Annotated in this window: 8 protein-coding genes, 1 tRNA gene and 2 pseudogenes; 3 read left to right on the forward strand and 8 right to left on the reverse strand. The window is 41.8% G+C overall.

Annotated features, from left to right (window positions below):
• Window positions 1-31: 31 nt before the first annotated feature.
• From rimM to DPV92_RS07850, 3 genes are all read right to left on the reverse strand, one after another.
• Complete coding sequence (gene rimM, locus DPV92_RS07840; RefSeq protein ID WP_005708635.1) at window positions 32-559, reverse strand: ribosome maturation factor RimM; 528 nt, start codon at window positions 557-559, stop codon at window positions 32-34.
• A 42-nt stretch (window positions 560-601) separates the two neighbouring features.
• Window positions 602-850 (reverse strand): 30S ribosomal protein S16, encoded by a 249-nt coding sequence (gene rpsP, locus DPV92_RS07845; protein WP_111354393.1) that lies wholly within the window; start codon window positions 848-850, stop codon window positions 602-604.
• Between the two features lie 138 nt (window positions 851-988).
• Window positions 989-1,378 carry a macro domain-containing protein gene (locus DPV92_RS07850; protein WP_318655607.1) on the reverse strand — a complete coding sequence of 130 codons (390 nt, stop codon included), beginning with the start codon at window positions 1,376-1,378 and terminating at the stop codon, window positions 989-991.
• A 275-nt stretch (window positions 1,379-1,653) separates the two neighbouring features.
• Here DPV92_RS07850 and DPV92_RS09945 point away from each other — a divergent pair.
• Window positions 1,654-1,968, forward strand: a pseudogene (locus DPV92_RS09945) (transposase); the annotation flags it as partial.
• A 55-nt stretch (window positions 1,969-2,023) separates the two neighbouring features.
• Here the strand turns inward: DPV92_RS09945 and copM are convergent.
• The 4 genes and pseudogenes from copM to selA form a co-directional block, all read right to left on the reverse strand.
• Complete coding sequence (gene copM / locus DPV92_RS07860; RefSeq protein ID WP_111354394.1) at window positions 2,024-2,395, reverse strand: CopM family metallochaperone; 372 nt, start codon at window positions 2,393-2,395, stop codon at window positions 2,024-2,026.
• Between the two features lie 228 nt (window positions 2,396-2,623).
• Window positions 2,624-4,282 carry a phospho-sugar mutase gene (locus DPV92_RS07865; RefSeq protein WP_111354395.1) on the reverse strand — a complete coding sequence of 553 codons (1,659 nt, stop codon included), beginning with the start codon at window positions 4,280-4,282 and terminating at the stop codon, window positions 2,624-2,626.
• A gap of 196 nt (window positions 4,283-4,478) precedes the next feature.
• Window positions 4,479-4,880 (reverse strand): annotated as a pseudogene (locus DPV92_RS07870) (5'-nucleotidase C-terminal domain-containing protein); the annotation flags it as partial.
• Between the two features lie 100 nt (window positions 4,881-4,980).
• A complete protein-coding gene (gene selA, locus DPV92_RS07875) occupies window positions 4,981-6,411 on the reverse strand; it encodes an L-seryl-tRNA(Sec) selenium transferase (RefSeq protein WP_111354396.1) in 1,431 nt (476 codons plus the stop codon).
• Window positions 6,412-6,481: 70 nt separating this feature from the next.
• On the opposite strand from selA, the gene DPV92_RS07880 reads away from it, so the two are divergent.
• Window positions 6,482-6,576 (forward strand) — tRNA-Sec (locus tag DPV92_RS07880).
• A 125-nt stretch (window positions 6,577-6,701) separates the two neighbouring features.
• Window positions 6,702-7,145 (forward strand): FMN-binding protein MioC, encoded by a 444-nt coding sequence (mioC, locus tag DPV92_RS07885; RefSeq protein ID WP_111354397.1) that lies wholly within the window; start codon window positions 6,702-6,704, stop codon window positions 7,143-7,145.
• A gap of 125 nt (window positions 7,146-7,270) precedes the next feature.
• Here mioC and DPV92_RS07890 read toward each other — a convergent pair whose 3' ends face one another.
• Entirely contained in the window at window positions 7,271-18,142 is a 10,872-nt protein-coding gene (locus DPV92_RS07890) for a YadA-like family protein (RefSeq protein WP_111354398.1), read from the reverse strand.
• Window positions 18,143-18,476: the final 334 nt, after the last annotated feature.

The following is an 18,476-nucleotide window of genomic DNA, read 5'->3' on the forward strand; positions in this document are numbered from 1 at the left end:
AAAAGCGAAAGCTCACACCGCATACCTGAGGTTAGAAACCAGCGTCCCAGTCCACCGTAATGGTTTTGGTGGCGAGATCTACTCTTTTAACTACTTGTTCGTATAAGAACGGAATTAATCGTTCTTGTTTGCCGAAAGCATCTTTGCTATTTGCTTTTACCACTAGCACATCATTTGAACCTGTTTCCATTAACTCAGTTACCACGCCCATAGTATAGCCTTCGAGGTTTACTACTGAACAGCCAATTAAATCGTGCCAGTAATAATCACCTTCTTCCAGTTCTGGAAACACACTTAAATCTACGCCAATTTCAGCGTTAGTTAATAATTGTGCGGCTTCACGGTCGTCTGTACCTTTTAATTTCACAATCAAATCATTGCTGTGATAACGCCAGCTTTCTAGCTCGATAGGTTGCCATTGACCTTTAATTTTTAAGAACCATGGCTGATAATCAAAAATGCTTTCTGCTTCTTCGGTGGAAGAATAGAGACGTAACCAGCCACGGATACCATAGGTTGACCCTAATTTTCCGACAACTTCAATTTTTTGTTCGCTCATATTCGTCACCTTTTGCAAAATTTTTAAAAATTTAACCGCTTATTAAGCTGCTTTGCGTGCTTCTTTTACTAAAGTTTCTACACGATCTGAAAGTGCAGCACCTTTAGCAACCCAAGCATCAACTTTAGCCACATCTAAACGTAAACGTTCAGCTTGACCTGCTGCTAATGGGTTGAAGAAACCGATACGCTCGATGAAACGACCGTCACGAGGTGAACGGCTGTCCGCTACCACGATTTGATAGAATGGGCGTTTTTTAGCTCCGCCACGAGTTAAACGAATGGTTACCATAACCTTCCTCTAAATTGTTGATAGTAAAAAATAAACCCTCGTTCGAGGTGAGGGTACGAAACTTATCTCTATTTATATAGAAAATAAGCGGTAGAATTTTACCGCTTTTTTGCAAAAATGCAAGGAAAAAGGACAATGCTATATAGATGTGCTAGATTCCTTTTGTTGAAGTAACTTTTGGTAAATTATTAAATCAATCTCTTTAAATACATTAAAAATTACGCTCATTTCAGGGTTTTTAGCCAAGAAATCTTGTACGGTTTGAACAGCTATTTCTGCTGCTTGTTGATTTGGAAACCGAAACTCACCAGTGATGATGCAGCAAAATGCGACCGATTTTAAACCGCTTTTTTTAGCAAATTCTAAACATGAACGATAACAATCAGCCAGTAAAGAACGGTCATTTTCGATGACGCTTTTATTAATAATTAACCCAACTGTATGTAGTACAAATTTAGATGGTAAATTAAACGCCAGCGTGATTTCTGCTTTGCCGTAGCTTCTAATTCGTCTTGTGCATTCATTAATTCAAAACATGATCTGTACCCCAAAAGTTGGACTAAATAACCAACTAACTAAGGTGCAGATTTTTTATGACCAAATACAATTTTCTTTTCAAACAACAAATCATCGAATTTTATCTTCAAAATGGTAAAAATCGTTCACTTACCCACAGGCATTTTCAACTTACCGAAACAACATCAGAATGTTGGGTTAACCAATTTAATCATAGTAGAATCAATAGGTTAGCATCGTTGGATAAGAAGTGAAATTACTCACATGAATTTAAACTTAACGTGATACAAGCTGTCACAAGGCTTGAAGGCACAAAACCCATTTTGCATTCTAACCAAGGATGGCAGTATCAAATGGTCGGTTATCAGGCGATTTTACGAGAGAATGGCATTCAACAGAGTATGTCAAGGAAGGAAAATTGTTTAGATAATAGTTCGATGGAAAGCTTCTTTGGACGATTAAAAGCGGAATGTTATTACGGTAAATGATTTGAGACGTTCTAACAACTGGAAAAAACGATTCATAAGTACATTCATTATTACAACCATGAGCGCATTCAGGGGAAACTAAAAGGACTGAGCTCTGTGAATTACAGAACTTAGTCCTTGAACTAAATCAGTCTAACTTTTTGGGTCAGATTATTTTACGGAGCTTTTTTTATTTTTTATTATGCACTTTAAGCCATTTTTGCATTTGTTCAATTTCTGCTTGTTGTGCGTTAATAATATTCTCAGCAAGCTTACGCATCTCAGGATCTTTTCCGTATTTTAATTCAACTTCCGCCATTTTTACTGCACCAATATGGTGTGGTAACATACCTGCTGCAAAAGCAACATCAGGATCTTTATATTGCGAGGCTGCCATCATGTCTTGGTGCATTTGATTCATACCTTGCATTAATTCTTGTTGCATTGCAGAATCTGTCGACATCGGCATATTCATGTGTGCTTGATGCGGTTGTTCATTAGCTTGGGCACAAATTGAAACTGCAGCAGCGCTAAGTGTGATAAAAGTCATAAGTTTTTTCATGTTTTTCTCCTATGTGATAACTGAATGAGCACAAATCATAAACCTTGACCTAAGGTTAAAGTCAATACTTATTCCGAAAATTTTTGGTGAGATGCTAAAATAAGACAATGTTTGATATGAAGGACAGAATCATGAAGCAAAAATTTAGGGAAAATTTTAGAAAGCAAAAGTGCTTAAATACAAAAACACCACTTTTACAAGCGGTGTTTTTTCTTACTTATTTTGCAATTAGCAATCTTGTTTACCATATTGTTCTTGACGCAGAAGAACGCGTACGCTTTTATCGAATTGTGCTAATACTTCATCTGCATTTTTCGGGTCAGTACCACGTGCATCTAAGTAGAACTTAATTTTCGGTTCTGTACCTGATGGACGAGCGATTAAACGGCTGCCATTTTCTAATACAAATACTAAAATATCGCTTTGACGATCTGTTTTAGTATGATCTAAGAATGTCGCCACTTTGAAACCACCCACTTCTGCTGGCGGATTATGACGTAATGCACTCATCAATTTACCAATTTCAGATAAATCGCTTACACGAATAGAAATTTGACCGCTTACATAAGCTCCAAACTCTTTTGTGAAGTCTGCTGCGTAGTCTGCAAGTGTTTTACCTTCTTTTTTGAGGCTACGTACTAAATCTAAGAATACGATTGCCGCTGAAATACCGTCTTTATCGCGTACTTTATCTGGATCTACTAAGTAACCTAATGCTTCTTCGAAACCGAATAATAAACCGTTTACTTTACCGATATATTTGAAGCCAGTTAAAGTTTCTTCTGAGTCAAAACCATATTTCTTCGCAATTTCCGCTAAGGCTGGTGAAGAAACCAATGAACATGCTAACACGCCTTTTTTGCCTTGTGCATGATATTGTTTTGCTAAATACCAACCTAAGTAACAACCAATTACGTTACCGTGAAGAGGTTTCCAGTTACCTTCTGCATCTGGCAATGCCACCGCTAAACGGTCTGCATCTGGGTCGTTTGCGATAATAAATTCAGCGTTATGTTTTTTCGCCACTTCAATCGCTAAGTCTAATGCCCCTTTCTCTTCTGGATTCGGGAAGTTTACCGTTGGGAATGTGCCATCTGGCCATACTTGTTCAGCTACCACGTGCGGTTGCGGTAAGCCTGCTTTTGATAGGGTTTTGCTTAATACTTCATAGCCCACGCCGTGCATTGCAGTGTAAACGTAGTTGATATCGCACGCTGGCTCTTTCGCAAGGCTTGCGGTTTTCGCAATGTAAGCATCTACGATTTCATCGCTTAATACAGTGAAGTTTTGGCTGCGTGGTAAATCTTTGATATTGCCAGTGGCAACCTTGTCGATAAGTGCTGCAATCTCTTTATCCGCAGGTGAAACGATTTGACCACCGCCGTTTGCTTTACCTAAGTAAACTTTATAGCCGTTATCTTCAGGTGGGTTGTGGCTTGCGGTTACCATTACACCCGCAGTGGTATCGAAGTATTGGATTGCATAGGCTAACACTGGGGTTGGTAATTTGCGTGGTAATAAATACGCTTTAATGCCTGCACCCGCCATAATTTCTGCAGTATCGCGTGCGAACACATCCGAATTTTTACGACCATCGTAACCAATTACAATAGATGGCTCTTTATCATAGCCTTTTAAGTATTCCGCTAAACCTCCCGCAGCTTGTGCTACTAACACACGGTTCATCCCCATTGAGCCTGCTTGCAAACGACCACGCAAGCCTGCTGTCCCAAATTGTAAGCGACCGTTAAAACGGTTCGCTAATTCTGCTTGTGCATCCGCTTTCCCTGCTTTTGCCTCTGCGATCAGTTGCTCTAACTCCGCACGAGTTTCTTGATCTGGGTCTTGATTTAACCAGTTTTGAGCTGTAGTGAAAAGTGTCTCCATAACAAATCCTCTGTAATTTGATTGTGAATAAATACCTCAGATAGATTAGCTGAAAAGCGGTTGGATTTACACGATTTTTTGCAAAATTCTGTTGGTTTTTTGATAAAGATAAAAGAATGGAAAAACGAAAACGATTGGGAAGAAAAAACAGCCCCAAAGGGGCTGTTATAGTTAACTGAGAAGTAGCGTTTAGGAATTATAAACCCACAATCTTCCAGCGATTATGTGAAACACCTTCCACTTTACCTTTTTTCACGTTAGAGATGTAGTCGATCATCATATTTTGGATCGTGCCTTTCTCTTGACCCATTGCCACTTTAGATTCCCAAAGGGTAGGGATTTGCTGACCTTCCCAAATACCGCCTTTTTTGGTCATTTGACCAAAGCGATAAGAGTTCATACCAAGTTTGATTTTCATATCATCAGTTACAGGGGTACCATCGGCAAGTTTCAGATCAACGATTTTCTCACCGCTTGGTTTGCGTAAGTCGATGTTGTAGCTCACGCCCCCAAAAATGTCGAACGTCACATATTTCGATTTTTTACGCTCTGCATTGTAACGGTATTCTGTATCACCTGGTTGAATGGTGTCGAAGTAGGTTGGTGGTGAATATCACAATAAAAAAATCCCCCTCTTTAGAAAAGAGGGGTTAGGGGAGATTTGATAACGATGTTCAATTCTCAGATGAACTCCGTTTTCATTTCTTCCAAATCTCCCCCTGCCCCTCTTTGCTAAAGAGGGGAGTATTAAAAGACAGCATCTCAATCAGCGGTTCAAATTGAGCCACAGAACGCAAATCCAACCAAAATTTTTTATCGGCAAAACGCCCGATAATCGGGGTTGGTAATTGTTTAAACCGTTGCTCTAATGCTAATAAATCGCTCTGTTTTTCACTCTCGATTGTAACAGCAACAGAGGGAAGTTTTTCCGTTGGCAAAGCCCCACTGCCAATCTGGGCAAGGCTTGGCTCAACTTGCAAAATATAGCGTGAATTTAACCGCTTGCCTAATACTTCTTTGAGCTCTTCTGCTCGAATTTTCAGCAAATCAACCGATTGCGTGAGTAAATTCAAAGTCGGTAAAGTTTCAGACAATTTTTCAGGTAAAAGATATTGGCGAAGGGTTGCCTCCAACGCAGATAAAATCACTTTATCGCAACGCAACACTCGCTTGAGCGGATGGGCTTGCAGCTCGTCAATCCACACTTTTTTACCCACAATAATGCCCGCTTGCGGCCCGCCTAAGAGCTTATCGCCCGAGAAGGAAACCAAATCCACGCCTGCCGCAACTTTCTGTTGCACCATCGGTTCGGCAGGTAAACCAAGCGATGCCATATCGGTCAGTGAACCGCTGCCCAAATCGCTTATTACTGGCAAGCCAAACTCTTTGCCAAGTGCGACTAATTCTTCCTCTAGCACGGAACTGGTAAAGCCTTCAATGTGGTAATTGCTGGTATGCACCTTCATCAAAAAAGCGGTGTTTTCATTGATTGCGTTACGATAATCCTTGAGATGCGTGCGGTTGGTTGTGCCCACTTCTACCAACTTGCAGCCCGCTTGCAACATAATATCAGGAATGCGAAACGCACCGCCAATTTCGACTAACTCGCCGCGAGAAACGATCACCTCTTTATCCTTCGCAAAAGTCGCCAACATCAACAATACCGCCGCCGCATTGTTATTCACCACGCAAGCCGCTTCTGCACCTGTGATCTTGGCAACTAGCTCAGAAATATAAAGATCACGATGCGATCTTCTACCTTCATCAATATCAAACTCCAACGCCACATTATTTTGCATCGCACAGGTTGCCGCTTGCATTGCCGCCTCTGACCATAATCCCCGCCCCAAATTAGTGTGCAACACCGTGCCCGTTAAGTTAAACACAGGGCGAAGTTGAACCTGTTGTAGCTGAGTAAGCTGCAGGGAAAGCTCGGCAAAAAGTGCAGTTTCATCAGCAAGGAAATCAGGTAATACTTGATGTTGCTGAATATGTTGGCGGGCACGTTCAACCAATTTACGAAGTTGTTCGACGACTGCTTGATGTCCAAATTGTTGAATAAAATCGACCGCTTGTGGTTGCTTTAAAAGCTTATCAACCGATGGAAGTTGACGAAATAACTGTTGCATAAGGAAAAATCCAAAATCTAAACGTTGGATAATTCTAATAAATAAAGTAGAATATAGCTACTTTTAAAACGGAAGGTGGTCATCTCCGGTGAGGTGGCAGGACTTCAAATCCTGTTGAGGACGCCAGCGTTCTCGGGTGGGTTCGACTCCCATGACCTTCCGCCAACTTCTTTTCAAATCTCATTTCTAATCAAATTCACTCGTAGGGACAGGGTTTATCCCTGTCCTTTATTTATAAGAAAAGGGAGGGGTAAACCCCTCCCCTACGAATATCATTCAAAGGAAAATTTATGACCCAATCCATTTGCATTATCACAGGCAGTACCCTAGGCGGTGCGGAATATGTTGCCGATCATCTCGAAAGTTGTTTAACCGCTAAAGGTTTTGAGGTTAAGCTGTTTAACAACGCTGAGCTTTCCGATATTCAATCACAACAAACCTTGATTGTAGTTACCTCCACCCACGGCGCAGGTGAACTTCCAGACAACATCCGCCCTTTGTTTGAAGCACTCGAAAATCAACCGCTTGATCTTAGTCAGATGAAATTTGGTGTGGTGGGTTTAGGCAGTTCCGACTACGACACCTTCTGCCACGCGGTGGATATTGTAGAAAATGCCTTAAAAGCCAAAGGTGCAGCGCAGGTGTGCGATTCTGAGCGTATTGATACCGTGACTAATTTTGAACACGATGAAACGGCGGAACGTTGGCTAGAAGGATTTTTAGAGAAACGATAAGCGGTGAATTTTTGCAAGAATTTTATAAATAAGGAAAACACTGAATAAAACAAACCCCCAATCCTTTCGGAGAGGGGGTTTTTCATTTTGAGATATAGGTGGGCGTTAACCCACCATCACTTTAATTACCATTGATAGCCTACACCTACAGAGCCACCAACATCGCCACGGGTATTCGCATTACCTTGAAGTTTCAAGATAAGTTTACCGTTGTCTGATGCTCTTGAGTAACCTACCGCCAATGCAGATTGACCTTTGTAAGTACCCGCAGATGCTGCCACCATTGATTTACCTGGAATGTAAACTTGTGGTAAGCCTGCTGCTGCGTTCGCACCTGCGATACCAGCACGTAAGTTTTTATTGTTACGGTTGATCTTATTATTTAAGTCACCTAAACGGTTACCTACGCCTTGAGCCACTGAGTACAACTGGCTACCGTTAATCGCATCCGTTGAAGTTGCAGAGATTTCACCTGCTGCTACGTTTTGAATACGACGCTCATTACCTGCTGCACCAACAGAAACTACGCCATCAGCGGTTGCACCTTCAAAGCCGCCGTAAACCATATTGCCTACGATAGCTTGTTTCACAGTACCTTTCGAGCCTGCTGTTGTGCTTGTACCTTTAGTGCCATCTTGTTTGATGTTGTTTAAAGTACCTGTTGCAGAGCCATCACCCGCTGTTGCAGTTGATTTTGTACCTAAGATAACGGAGTTTTCAACTGTCTGAGTAACTTTATTACCAAGTACGAAGGTATCATTCGTCGCCACGGTATTATTGTTACCCACAGAATAGCTTCCTTGGCCGCTTACTGTGCTTGGGTCACCAAATGCACCAGAATTATTACCTGTCACACGGTTACCTGTACCAATACTGATTGAATCATTACCCGTTACAACAGAATTAAAGCCAATTGCGACAGCATTTGTACCTTCAGCACTTGATTTAGAACCAATCGCTGTTGCAAATTTACCACTTGCACTTGAGTCAAAACTATTTGTTTGCTCTTGTTTAGGACGTTCAATTCCATCATTTGAATGGAAGAACTTAATACCTTGCTCATTCATATTGTGGATTGCTTCAACAACAGAGTTAGTAATAATCTCTTTTTGACCTTGAACATTATAAGTCTTCAAGATTGGAGTACCGTTCTCATCAACAATGACATTCTTATACTCTTTACCATCAACTGTAATGTTCTTCACATTTGGTACATTACCACGGCTTAATGCATAGACTTGTGCACCATTTACGGCATCTGTGCTATTTGGTGAAATATCACCCGCAGCAACACCTGTAATCTTAGTTGGTGCTTTACCATCTGCACCACTTACATTGATGTTACCACCATTGTTTGTGATCTTAGGTCCATTAGCATCTCCAAACTGTACGCTATTGAATTGAACATCGTCTTTGGTTGCATAGGTATATGCCACATTGCCATCTTTATCGACAGTTTGTGCCACTTCCATATTTTTACCAGATTCAAAGTTCACAGCCTTACCTGGATTGATTAGCGTATCTTTTGCGCCACCAGTTGCAGTGGTAGAGTTTGTTCTCCAACCTGAATTGTTGATAGCCTCAGCAACATTTTGTGCGGTTGCCACTTTGTTCAACGGAGCTGCCGCATCTTGGGCTACTTTAAGTGCATCTTGGGCAGCTTTTTTCGCTTCCGGGGTTGCATCCGCAGGCAAATCTTTTACTGCCTGTTCGGCTTTCTTCAGATCATCTGCCAGTTTCTTCGCTTCATCTGCAGTAACAGGGCCTTTTACCATACCAGGTTTGGTCGTGTCCGCAGTAATTTCACCCGCATCCACATCAAACTTCACATAAGTATCAGTCACTTTCTTGCCGAACTCATCAACACGCTCAACAGTCGCAACAGCTGCTTTTGTACCTTTACCATCAGCAAAACGAACATTGTCATTTGGATTGACTTTCTCAAGTTTATTTGCTGATAACGCTTTACTATCATCATTAAATGCTTCATTAGCTTTAGATGAATCAGCCAAACCAACATTCCAACCAGACTCTTGGATTGCTGTAGCGACAGCGTTACCACTTACAAATTTAGAACCTTCGTTGTTAACCTTATCTCCTTCAGCAAGAGTAATTTCTTTAGAAGTATCTGGCTTACCATCGGGACCTTTCTTATAAAGTTTACCATCAGGACCTTTTACACCATCTATAACTGTGCCATCAGCTTTAGTAACCTTCACATCATTTGTTACTTTACCTTCAGCAACAGAGATGGTGATTTCACGAACGCCCTTATCATTAGTTTTACCCGTTACAGAAATACCGTTTTCGCCTTTAAAGTCTACTTTATTTGCATTTTTCACAGTATCTACATAACCATTTTCAGGCGCACCAACAATCCAGCCCATGTTCGCCAAATCGCCTACGGTTGCCGCTGAGTTCAAAATCTCAGGTGCAAGGTCAGATTTACCTGTAATTGGATTGTTACCAAGGTTCACTAAGTTTTGGTTGCCCGCTGTTGCTGGAGTATCTCCTTGTTTACCTGTTGATGTCGGCTGTGCTTTTGTATCTAACACTGAACCCACACCTTTCAACTGCGTTGGTTTCGCGTTGTCGCCTTCACCAGATGTAAAATTCAATGCTGTTGTTGGCTGTGTAGAATTGCCATCTTTACCAACATTGTTATTCGCTGGTGTTGCTGCTTCAGTTTTCATATTTACTGGAGCAACTTGGTTTTTCACCGTAGCTGGATCTACAGGCATTTCGCCATTTTTTGGCTTACCATTTTCAAGCTGTTCTGGTTTGTAGTAGTTATCGCCTACTTTCACCAACGGCTTGCCGTTGTTATCAACGTAAGTATTAGGATTACCTACTTTAACTGTATTGAACTCAACTTCGTCTTTGGTTGCATAGGTAATCGAACCATCTTTCTCATGTTTCACAGACATATTTTTGCCTGCTTTCATAGTAATGGTATCGCCTGGGTTGATCATCTCACCGTTTGCTAAATCAGCCGCAGTTAAATTGTCTCCCTCAGTTTTATCCGCTTTCAGTGTAAAGCCAGATTTGTTAATCATATCCGCAACGTTTTGAGCAGTCGCCACTTTGTTCAATGGAGCTGCCGCATCTTGGGCTGCTTTAAGGGCATCTTGAGCTTTTTGTTTAGCATCTTTTGTAGCTGATGGATCTTTCGCTAAATCATCTACTGCTTTTTGAGCATCTGCTAAGTTTTTCGCTAATTCTGCCGGGTTTTTTCCTGTTGTGTTAGGACCTTTTACCGCACCAGGTTTGGTTTCGTCCGCAGTAATTTCACCCGCATCCACATCAAACTTCACGGTGCTGGTCAGGTTGTCTGCTGTTTCAACAACTGCTTTTGTGCCTTTGCCGTTGATGAAGTTCACGGTATCGTAAGGTTTCACAAAGTCACGAGCGTCGCCGTTGTTTTGTAAGTTCCAACCTGCATTCAATACATCGCCTACAGTAGCCGCATTGTTAGGATTTACATAGTTAACAGCATTTTTATCTGTTGTATTTACAGGACCATGTTCAGTAGTTGGCGCTTTTGTATCTTTTTTAGCTCCATCTAAGTTGCCTGCTACATTAGATAATATTGTTGGTGCTGTTGTACCCTCTGGACCATTGATTGATGTAATTACATTACCTTTTGGTATCTCTGTATCTCCCTTACCTTTTCCATCTGGCGTTGTGTGATATGTTACATTACCTTTTTCATCCTTCACTGGATACACTTTAGTACCATCTGCTGTTGTGTAATTTACAGGCACTTGTGCATTATTTGTAGATACTTGGTCATCTACTTTCACAGTAATCGTGCGAACACCATTCTCATCTGTTTTACCCGTTACTGAAGCTGTGCCTTCACCTACAAATTTCACCTCATTTGCATTACGTACTTGATCTGAGTAGTCATTACCTTTTGCAGATACTACCCAACCTAAGTTTTGTAAATCTCCTACAGTCGCTGCATTGTTAGGATTAGACTGACTAAAATCAATTAAACCTGCTTTACCAATATTATTTGGTACAGCTACTGGAGATGCATCTTTCTTAGGTTGACCATTAGGCTCAACTTGATCAGCTGGATACCATTTACCATCATTTCCTAATTTCTTGTCCTCTACTGGAGCAAACGTATTTGCACCGCTTGCAACATTTCCTAATTGTGTTGCATTGCCAGCTTTGTTTGCTTCTGCATTTGGATTTACTAAATTAGTTTTTACAGTATCTCCAGCTACTTCTGTTGGTTGCTCATTCAATGCTGTTCCATCTGCATTTTTAAACTGCTTAGTTTTTGGATCATATACTTTTCCAGCTAAATCGCTTTCTTTGTAATATTTTCCATCTGCTGCTTTAACTACTTTATCTCCAGCTTCATTTGTATATGCGATCGGTAAGTCTTTTACATCTATTTGTACATTACTTACTTTTCCTTCTGCATCCGTAGTCACTACCGCTTTGGTATTGATTCCATCTACAAAATTCACTGTGTCGTAAGGTTTCACAAAGTCACGAGCATCGCCGTTGTTTTGCAAGTTCCAACCTGCATTTAATACGTCACCTACAGTAGCCGCATTGTTAGGATTTACATAGTTAACAGCATTTTTATCTGTTGTATTTACAGGACCATGTTCAGTAGTTGGCGCTTTTGTATCTTTTTTAGCTCCATCTAAGTTGCCTGCTACATTAGATAATATTGTTGGTGCTGTTGTACCCTCTGGACCATTGATTGATGTAATTACATTACCTTTTGGTATCTCTGTATCTCCCTTACCTTTTCCATCTGGCGTTGTGTGATATGTTACATTACCTTTTTCATCCTTCACTGGATACACTTTAGTACCATCTGCTGTTGTGTAATTTACAGGCACTTGTGCATTATTTGTAGATACTTGGTCATCTACTTTCACAGTAATCGTGCGAACACCATTCTCATCTGTTTTACCCGTTACTGAAGCTGTGCCTTCACCTACAAATTTCACCTCATTTGCATTACGTACTTGATCTGAGTAGTCATTACCTTTTGCAGATACTACCCAACCTAAGTTTTGTAAATCTCCTACAGTCGCTGCATTGTTAGGATTAGACTGACTAAAATCAATTAAACCTGCTTTACCAATATTATTTGGTACAGCTACTGGAGATGCATCTTTCTTAGGTTGACCATTAGGCTCAACTTGATCAGCTGGATACCATTTACCATCATTTCCTAATTTCTTGTCCTCTACTGGAGCAAACGTATTTGCACCGCTTGCAACATTTCCTAATTGTGTTGCATTGCCAGCTTTGTTTGCTTCTGCATTTGGATTTACTAAATTAGTTTTTACAGTATCTCCAGCTACTTCTGTTGGTTGCTCATTCAATGCTGTTCCATCTGCATTTTTAAACTGCTTAGTTTTTGGATCATATACTTTTCCAGCTAAATCGCTTTCTTTGTAATATTTTCCATCTGCTGCTTTAACTACTTTATCTCCAGCTTCATTTGTATATGCGATCGGTAAGTCTTTTACATCTATTTGTACATTACTTACTTTTCCTTCTGCATCCGTAGTCACTACCGCTTTGGTATTGATTCCATCTACAAAATTCACCGTGTCGTAAGGTTTCACAAAGTCACGAGCTTCGCCGTTGTTTTGCAAATTCCAACCCGCATTCAACACGTCGGAAACAGTTGCCGCATTGTTGCCCGCAAATTTAGGATTGGCTTTACCATCTGCTGTTGTAGGATTCAACAACTCAGCTGCTTCAGCTGCCGTCATCGGCGCAGACTTGTTGTTTTTGTCAGCTTTTGGCGTTGTGCTGTTCGGGTCAAATGCCTGTTTGGTTGTATCGTTTACCGTCGGCAGGTTGCTACCGATGTTTGACAAGTGCATAGGGTTGTTTGCAGTGTTATCGCCATTGTTCATGGAGGCAATTACGTCTTCTTTAGGCACTTCTGTAGCTGTCGGTTTACCATTTTCATCAGTTTTATAGAATTTATCGCCAACTTTAACCAGCTTGTCACCAGCCTTATTGGTATAAACCACCGGAGTTTGTGCCGCTTCAACAGTAATAGTACGAATACCATCTTTGGTTTCGCCTGTTACTGTAATGCCATTTTTACCCACAAAGTCTACTTGGTTGGCATTTTTCACCACATCGTTGTAGCCATTGCCTTCTTTGGTTGATACCACCCAACCCATATTTTGCAGGTCGCCTACGGTTGCAGCAGCGTTTTTATTCACCGGTGCATCTTTTGGTCCCACTAAGTCAACCAGATTTGGTTTGTCTGCATCGGCTGTCGGCGTACCGTTTGTGTTGGTATCCACAGGTTTCACGTTCAGAGTAGAGCCCACACCTGTAATCTGGGTCGGTTTGCCGTCTGAAGAGACGTTCAACGCCGTTGTCGGAGTTTTGTCCGCTCCGTTGTTGCTTGCTGGGCTGGCAGCTTCGGTTGTGAAATTAACCGGTGCTTTACCGTTTTGGGTATCACCCACTTTGACAGAAGTAAATTCAACGTTGTCTTTGGTTGCATAGGTCACTTTACCATTAGCTTCCTGTTTCACGGTTAAGTTTTTACCTGCCACCATTTCAACGGCTTTGCCCGGGTTGATGACTTCATCGTCGCCGGATTCTTTCTTACCATCGGCAGTTGCGGAAGTTTTCAGCGTAAAGCCGGATGCGTTAATCATATCCGCAACGTTTTTAGCCGTAGCAACACCTTTGTTATCTAAAGCTTTGTTTAATTCTGTTTCGGCAGCTTTTACTTTATTCTCAGCCTCTTTCTTCTGTTCATCTGACGCATCTTTAGGCAATTTAGCCAACTCGTCTTTTGCATCTTTTAATGCTTTTTGAAGCTCAGGATTAGTTGACGGCGCAATAACAGAGCCGTCTTTGCTTGAAACTAGTTCGGCAGTTTTTGTTTCCGGCACTTCCACATCAACGGTAATAGTGCGCACGCCGTTCTCGGTTTTACCCGATACTTTAGCTGCGTTTTTGCCGACGAATTTCACTTCGTCCGCATTTCTCACAACATCACTGTAGTCTTTGCCGTCTGCCCCAGTCGCTTTATCTGATGAGACTTTCCAGCCCATGTTCGCCAAATCTCTAACAGTTGCAGCAGAGTTCAAAACATTAGGAGACAATGGTGTTTGACCGTGAGCCGTACCTAAGTTGACAACATTAGGCTGTGTTGTCGGAGCACTACCATCTGGCGTTGTTGCAACAGGGGTTGTATTCAATACGGAACCTACACCCGTAATCTGGGTCGGTTTGCCGTCTGAAGACACGTTCAATGCTGTTGTTGGCTGTTCTGGATTATTATTTGCAGTAATCACATCACCATTTTTTAACTCAACCGGTTTTTTACCATTTGTGGTATCACCCACTTTTACAGTTGTGAACTCAACATTATCTTTTGTCGAGAATGTGAATTTACCGTCAGTTTGAGCAATCTTGATGTTTTTATCGGCTTCGAAGGTTACTGTATCGCCTGCTTTAACCGCTTGTTTTTTAACTGTACCGCCATTTTCGCCATCATTGGTTTTTGCAGCAGTTGCATTCCAAGCCGCGTTGTTCACAGCGTTTACAACCGTATCTACCGTTGCGATTTTACCAGCGTCATCAGTATTAACCGCTACGGTTCCAGCTTTATCTCCTGAGTCAACAGGATTAATTGTACCAGTATTAACTTTTAAGCCGTTGTCATCGGTTGTAAGGGTGTTGTCGGCAGCTTTTACTTTAACGCCGTCATTTGTTACTTCTAAAGACTTATCTGCTGCTTTTACCTTGATTTTATTGGTCGTAGCATCTTTTTCCAAACCATCGCCAAGGTTTGCACTGTATTTGATTGTGCTGGTTTTGCCGTCTGTATTTGTAGTAACAGATACACTTGTGCCGTCTCCGTCAACAAAATTAACGGTGTCATAAGCGGTAACAAAATCTTTTGCCGTACCTTTTTCTTGCAAGTTCCAGCCTGCATTCAATACATCGCCTACGGTTGCGGCGTTGCTGTTATTAAGTGTTGCTGGTTTAGTTGAATTGGTTGTCGGTGCATTTGTACCTGTTTTCGCACCGTCAAGGTTGCCGGCTACGTCGGTAATCGGATTACCGCCGTTGTCTAAACCGTTTTGAGTTAATGAAACGGGTTTCTTGCCTGCAGTTTTCGGAGTAATAGTTACGCCGTCGTTAGTCAGCTTGGTTGTCGGTGCATCTGTACCCGTACCGATAAACTCTGCGCTGGTCAGGTTGGTTAATACAGGGTTCAGGCTGTAGGCAAAATCGGCTTTTCTGATTTTCTTTTTAACTGTTTTGGTTTTATCAAAATCATCCGGAACATCAACTTCAGATACGGTTTCATCACGGTCTAACTTCAAGTTGTTGCCGACTTGGAGTTGGACTTTGTCATCCGAACGGATTGCAGTTTCATAATCTTTTTTCGCTGAATCCGCATTTGCTTTTTTAGATGTAAATACACCTGAAGATCCCGCTACTTCATTACCGCTTGTGTTAAAACCTGCTGCAATTTTTTTGGTGATAGAGTTCAACTGAGAACCATTGATAGCATCTGTAGAGTCTTCAGCTACACGACCGGCTGCCACGTTTTTCAATTGACGTTCTGCGCCAGAGCTACCGAAGGATACTACGTCGCCTTCAGAGGTATTGGTACCACCCGCCCATTTAAATGTGTAAGCAATCTTGTCTTTGTCGTTATCGGAAACAATATTGCCGTCGCTGTCGTAGTTCACGCTTAATTGGCGCGTACCCACCAACGCGGTTGTAGAGCCTGTACCGATTGCTACCGCATTTTGTTTAGTCGCATGTGCTCCGGTACCTAATGCCAGAGAACCGATAGCATCAGCCCGTGCACCCGCACCGATGGCCGTTGCCAAATTTCCTTTTGATAATGCATGAACACCCAAAGAAGTTGAAGCATGGCCGTTTTTATTTTTCGCATCGGCAAAGTCAAGGGTGGATACATCCATATCGAGGCCTGTTAGCTCCTTATATGCCTCAGCGATGGTTCCTGGAGTCGTTGTTGTTTCAGCAAAAGTATAATTACGGGTAACGTCTTTACCGTTAATTTTCTCGGTTACGCTTTTAGCGGTTATGCCGCCAGTTGCTTTTTCAAACTCTGTTCTTTGATTAGCAGCCGATGAAATATCTGAGCCGCCAATCATAATAGAGGAATCACCTTGCGCATTGGTGCCCAAGCCCATGGCAATCGCACCCTGATTACCAGACGCTTTCGCCCCTTGACCAACTGCAATATCAGCCTCTTTCGTTGCTTGTGCTAACTGACCGACTGCAACAGAAGAGTTTGTAGCCTTAGAACTATCACCGACAGCTACCGCAGATTTATCAGCATTTGCCTTATAACCAACAGCTACCGCGGATTGCTCTGCCCTTGAAGCAGTACCTGCAGCTACGCCAAACTTGCCATTTACCCAAGAACCCATACCAATGGCTACTGCAGCTTCCGCATTTGCTTGTATAGCAGAACCAGATCCAATAGCCGTGGCACCATAGGCTCCCTTACGAACTAACGCATTCGTACCGATAGCAACCCCCAATGGAGTAGTAGAATGAGCTTGCATACCAATGACAGTAGATCCATTTTGCGCATATGTAGCTTGATATGCTGTATTTAACGCAGCCCCAACAAGTTCTTGGTACTTTTGACTAATGTTTTTACTAGCTAACGTTCCACTTTGATCATGATCAGACACGTCTGCCACGCCAAAATTATCTCTATTTGACGTAAAATATCTAGCATTCGCAAATTGAGTAATATCATTACCCCCAATGGCAATCGCACCTTGACCAGCTATCGACTGAGCACCTAAGGCTACCGCTTGGTCCCCGATAGCACGGGTATTACGGCCAACCGCAGTACCTTCATTAATATCTACTCCTTTATAGTCAAATCGATTTGCTGCATCCTTGTTTCCTGCTTCTGTCGATGTGTTACCAAAAGCCTTAGCTAGTACAGTTGCATTATCATCAGGATCAGTACCATTGCCCGTTGGTATGCCGTCTGCATTAATCGCACGAAACCCCGCACCAGCACCAGCACCAATAGCTACTGAAGAGTTAATAGCAGCATTATTTCTATTGACCCCCGTATAAGATGATACCCCGATCGCCACGCCACCTGCAGCAGCATTTGTATTTGTACTTGTTACATCAGTAGCTGCTCCTACTTTAGTAGAACCTGCTGTGGAATTATAGCCTATGGCAATACTATGTCCGCCCCCTTCATCACGGCTTTTGGCTTCTTTACCAATGATAATATCGTTATTTTTCTTTGCTTCGCTAGATGAACCAAAAGCAATTGTATCATTCGCAGTAGCCTTTGCTTCATTACCAAATGCCATCGAGCGCTGCCCAGCCGCGTCTGTATTTCTACCAAGAGCTACCGTATATGTATTTGTAGATTTTGAATTTGTGCCTAAGGCAATCGTATCATCTTGGGTTGCTTTAGAGTTTTGACCTATCGCACTGGCACGATTCCCTGTGGCTTGCGCTCCTTGACCAAGAGCAACGGCACTAGCTTTACTAGCATTCGCTCCTTTACCAATCGCTACCGCTTCAATTCCTTCTGCTTTCCCCTGATTCCCTATCGCCACAGATCTATCACCAGTCGCATTAGCTCCAACACCAATTGCCTCTGCCGAAGCTCCTGATGCTTTAGAGTCAATTCCTACTGCAATTGCACTATCCCCTGTGGCTTGTGCTTTTCTACCTAGCGCCACTGCATTATTTCCTGAAGCATTTGACGATGCCCCCCAAGCGACACTGGTATCATGACCTGTACCAGGAACATTGACGGCAGCATAAGCCGAATGACCACTTAATAGCGACAATGCGATGGCTGAAGATTTAATAAAATTCCCTGAAAATTTAACCGTACTTCCTTGTGAATTTGATGAACTTTGTTTTTTATGCGCTTTGGTTAGCTCTGAAACCGCTACCCAAGATTGCGTTGCTTGGTTCCACACTACACGGAAAATTTTGTTCATATATAAGCCCTTTAAGAAAAAAGAACTACTTTTCCATCGAAATGTGAAAGTAGTTTGTTAAAATTAAATTTAAGTTAAGTTATCTACAAGATAATCCCGAGAATTATGCCAAAAATTCACATCTATTCCAAATGAAATTTGATGGAAATCAAACAGTTCGCCAGGAATTTACACTTTCCATACAAAAGACAACTATTTTACGAGCATTTACTACAAAACTTGACAAAGTTGACATTTTAAAATGGAGATATTTCACACTGACAAAGTCGGATTTTTATACAAAACTAATAAAATAGCCACAAAAATTTGACAGATAATCCACAGCAAACGTTTG

This window comes from Pseudohaemophilus paraphrohaemolyticus (assembly GCF_003253115.1).
GTDB classification, from domain to species: domain Bacteria; phylum Pseudomonadota; class Gammaproteobacteria; order Enterobacterales; family Pasteurellaceae; genus Haemophilus_A; species Haemophilus_A paraphrohaemolyticus_A.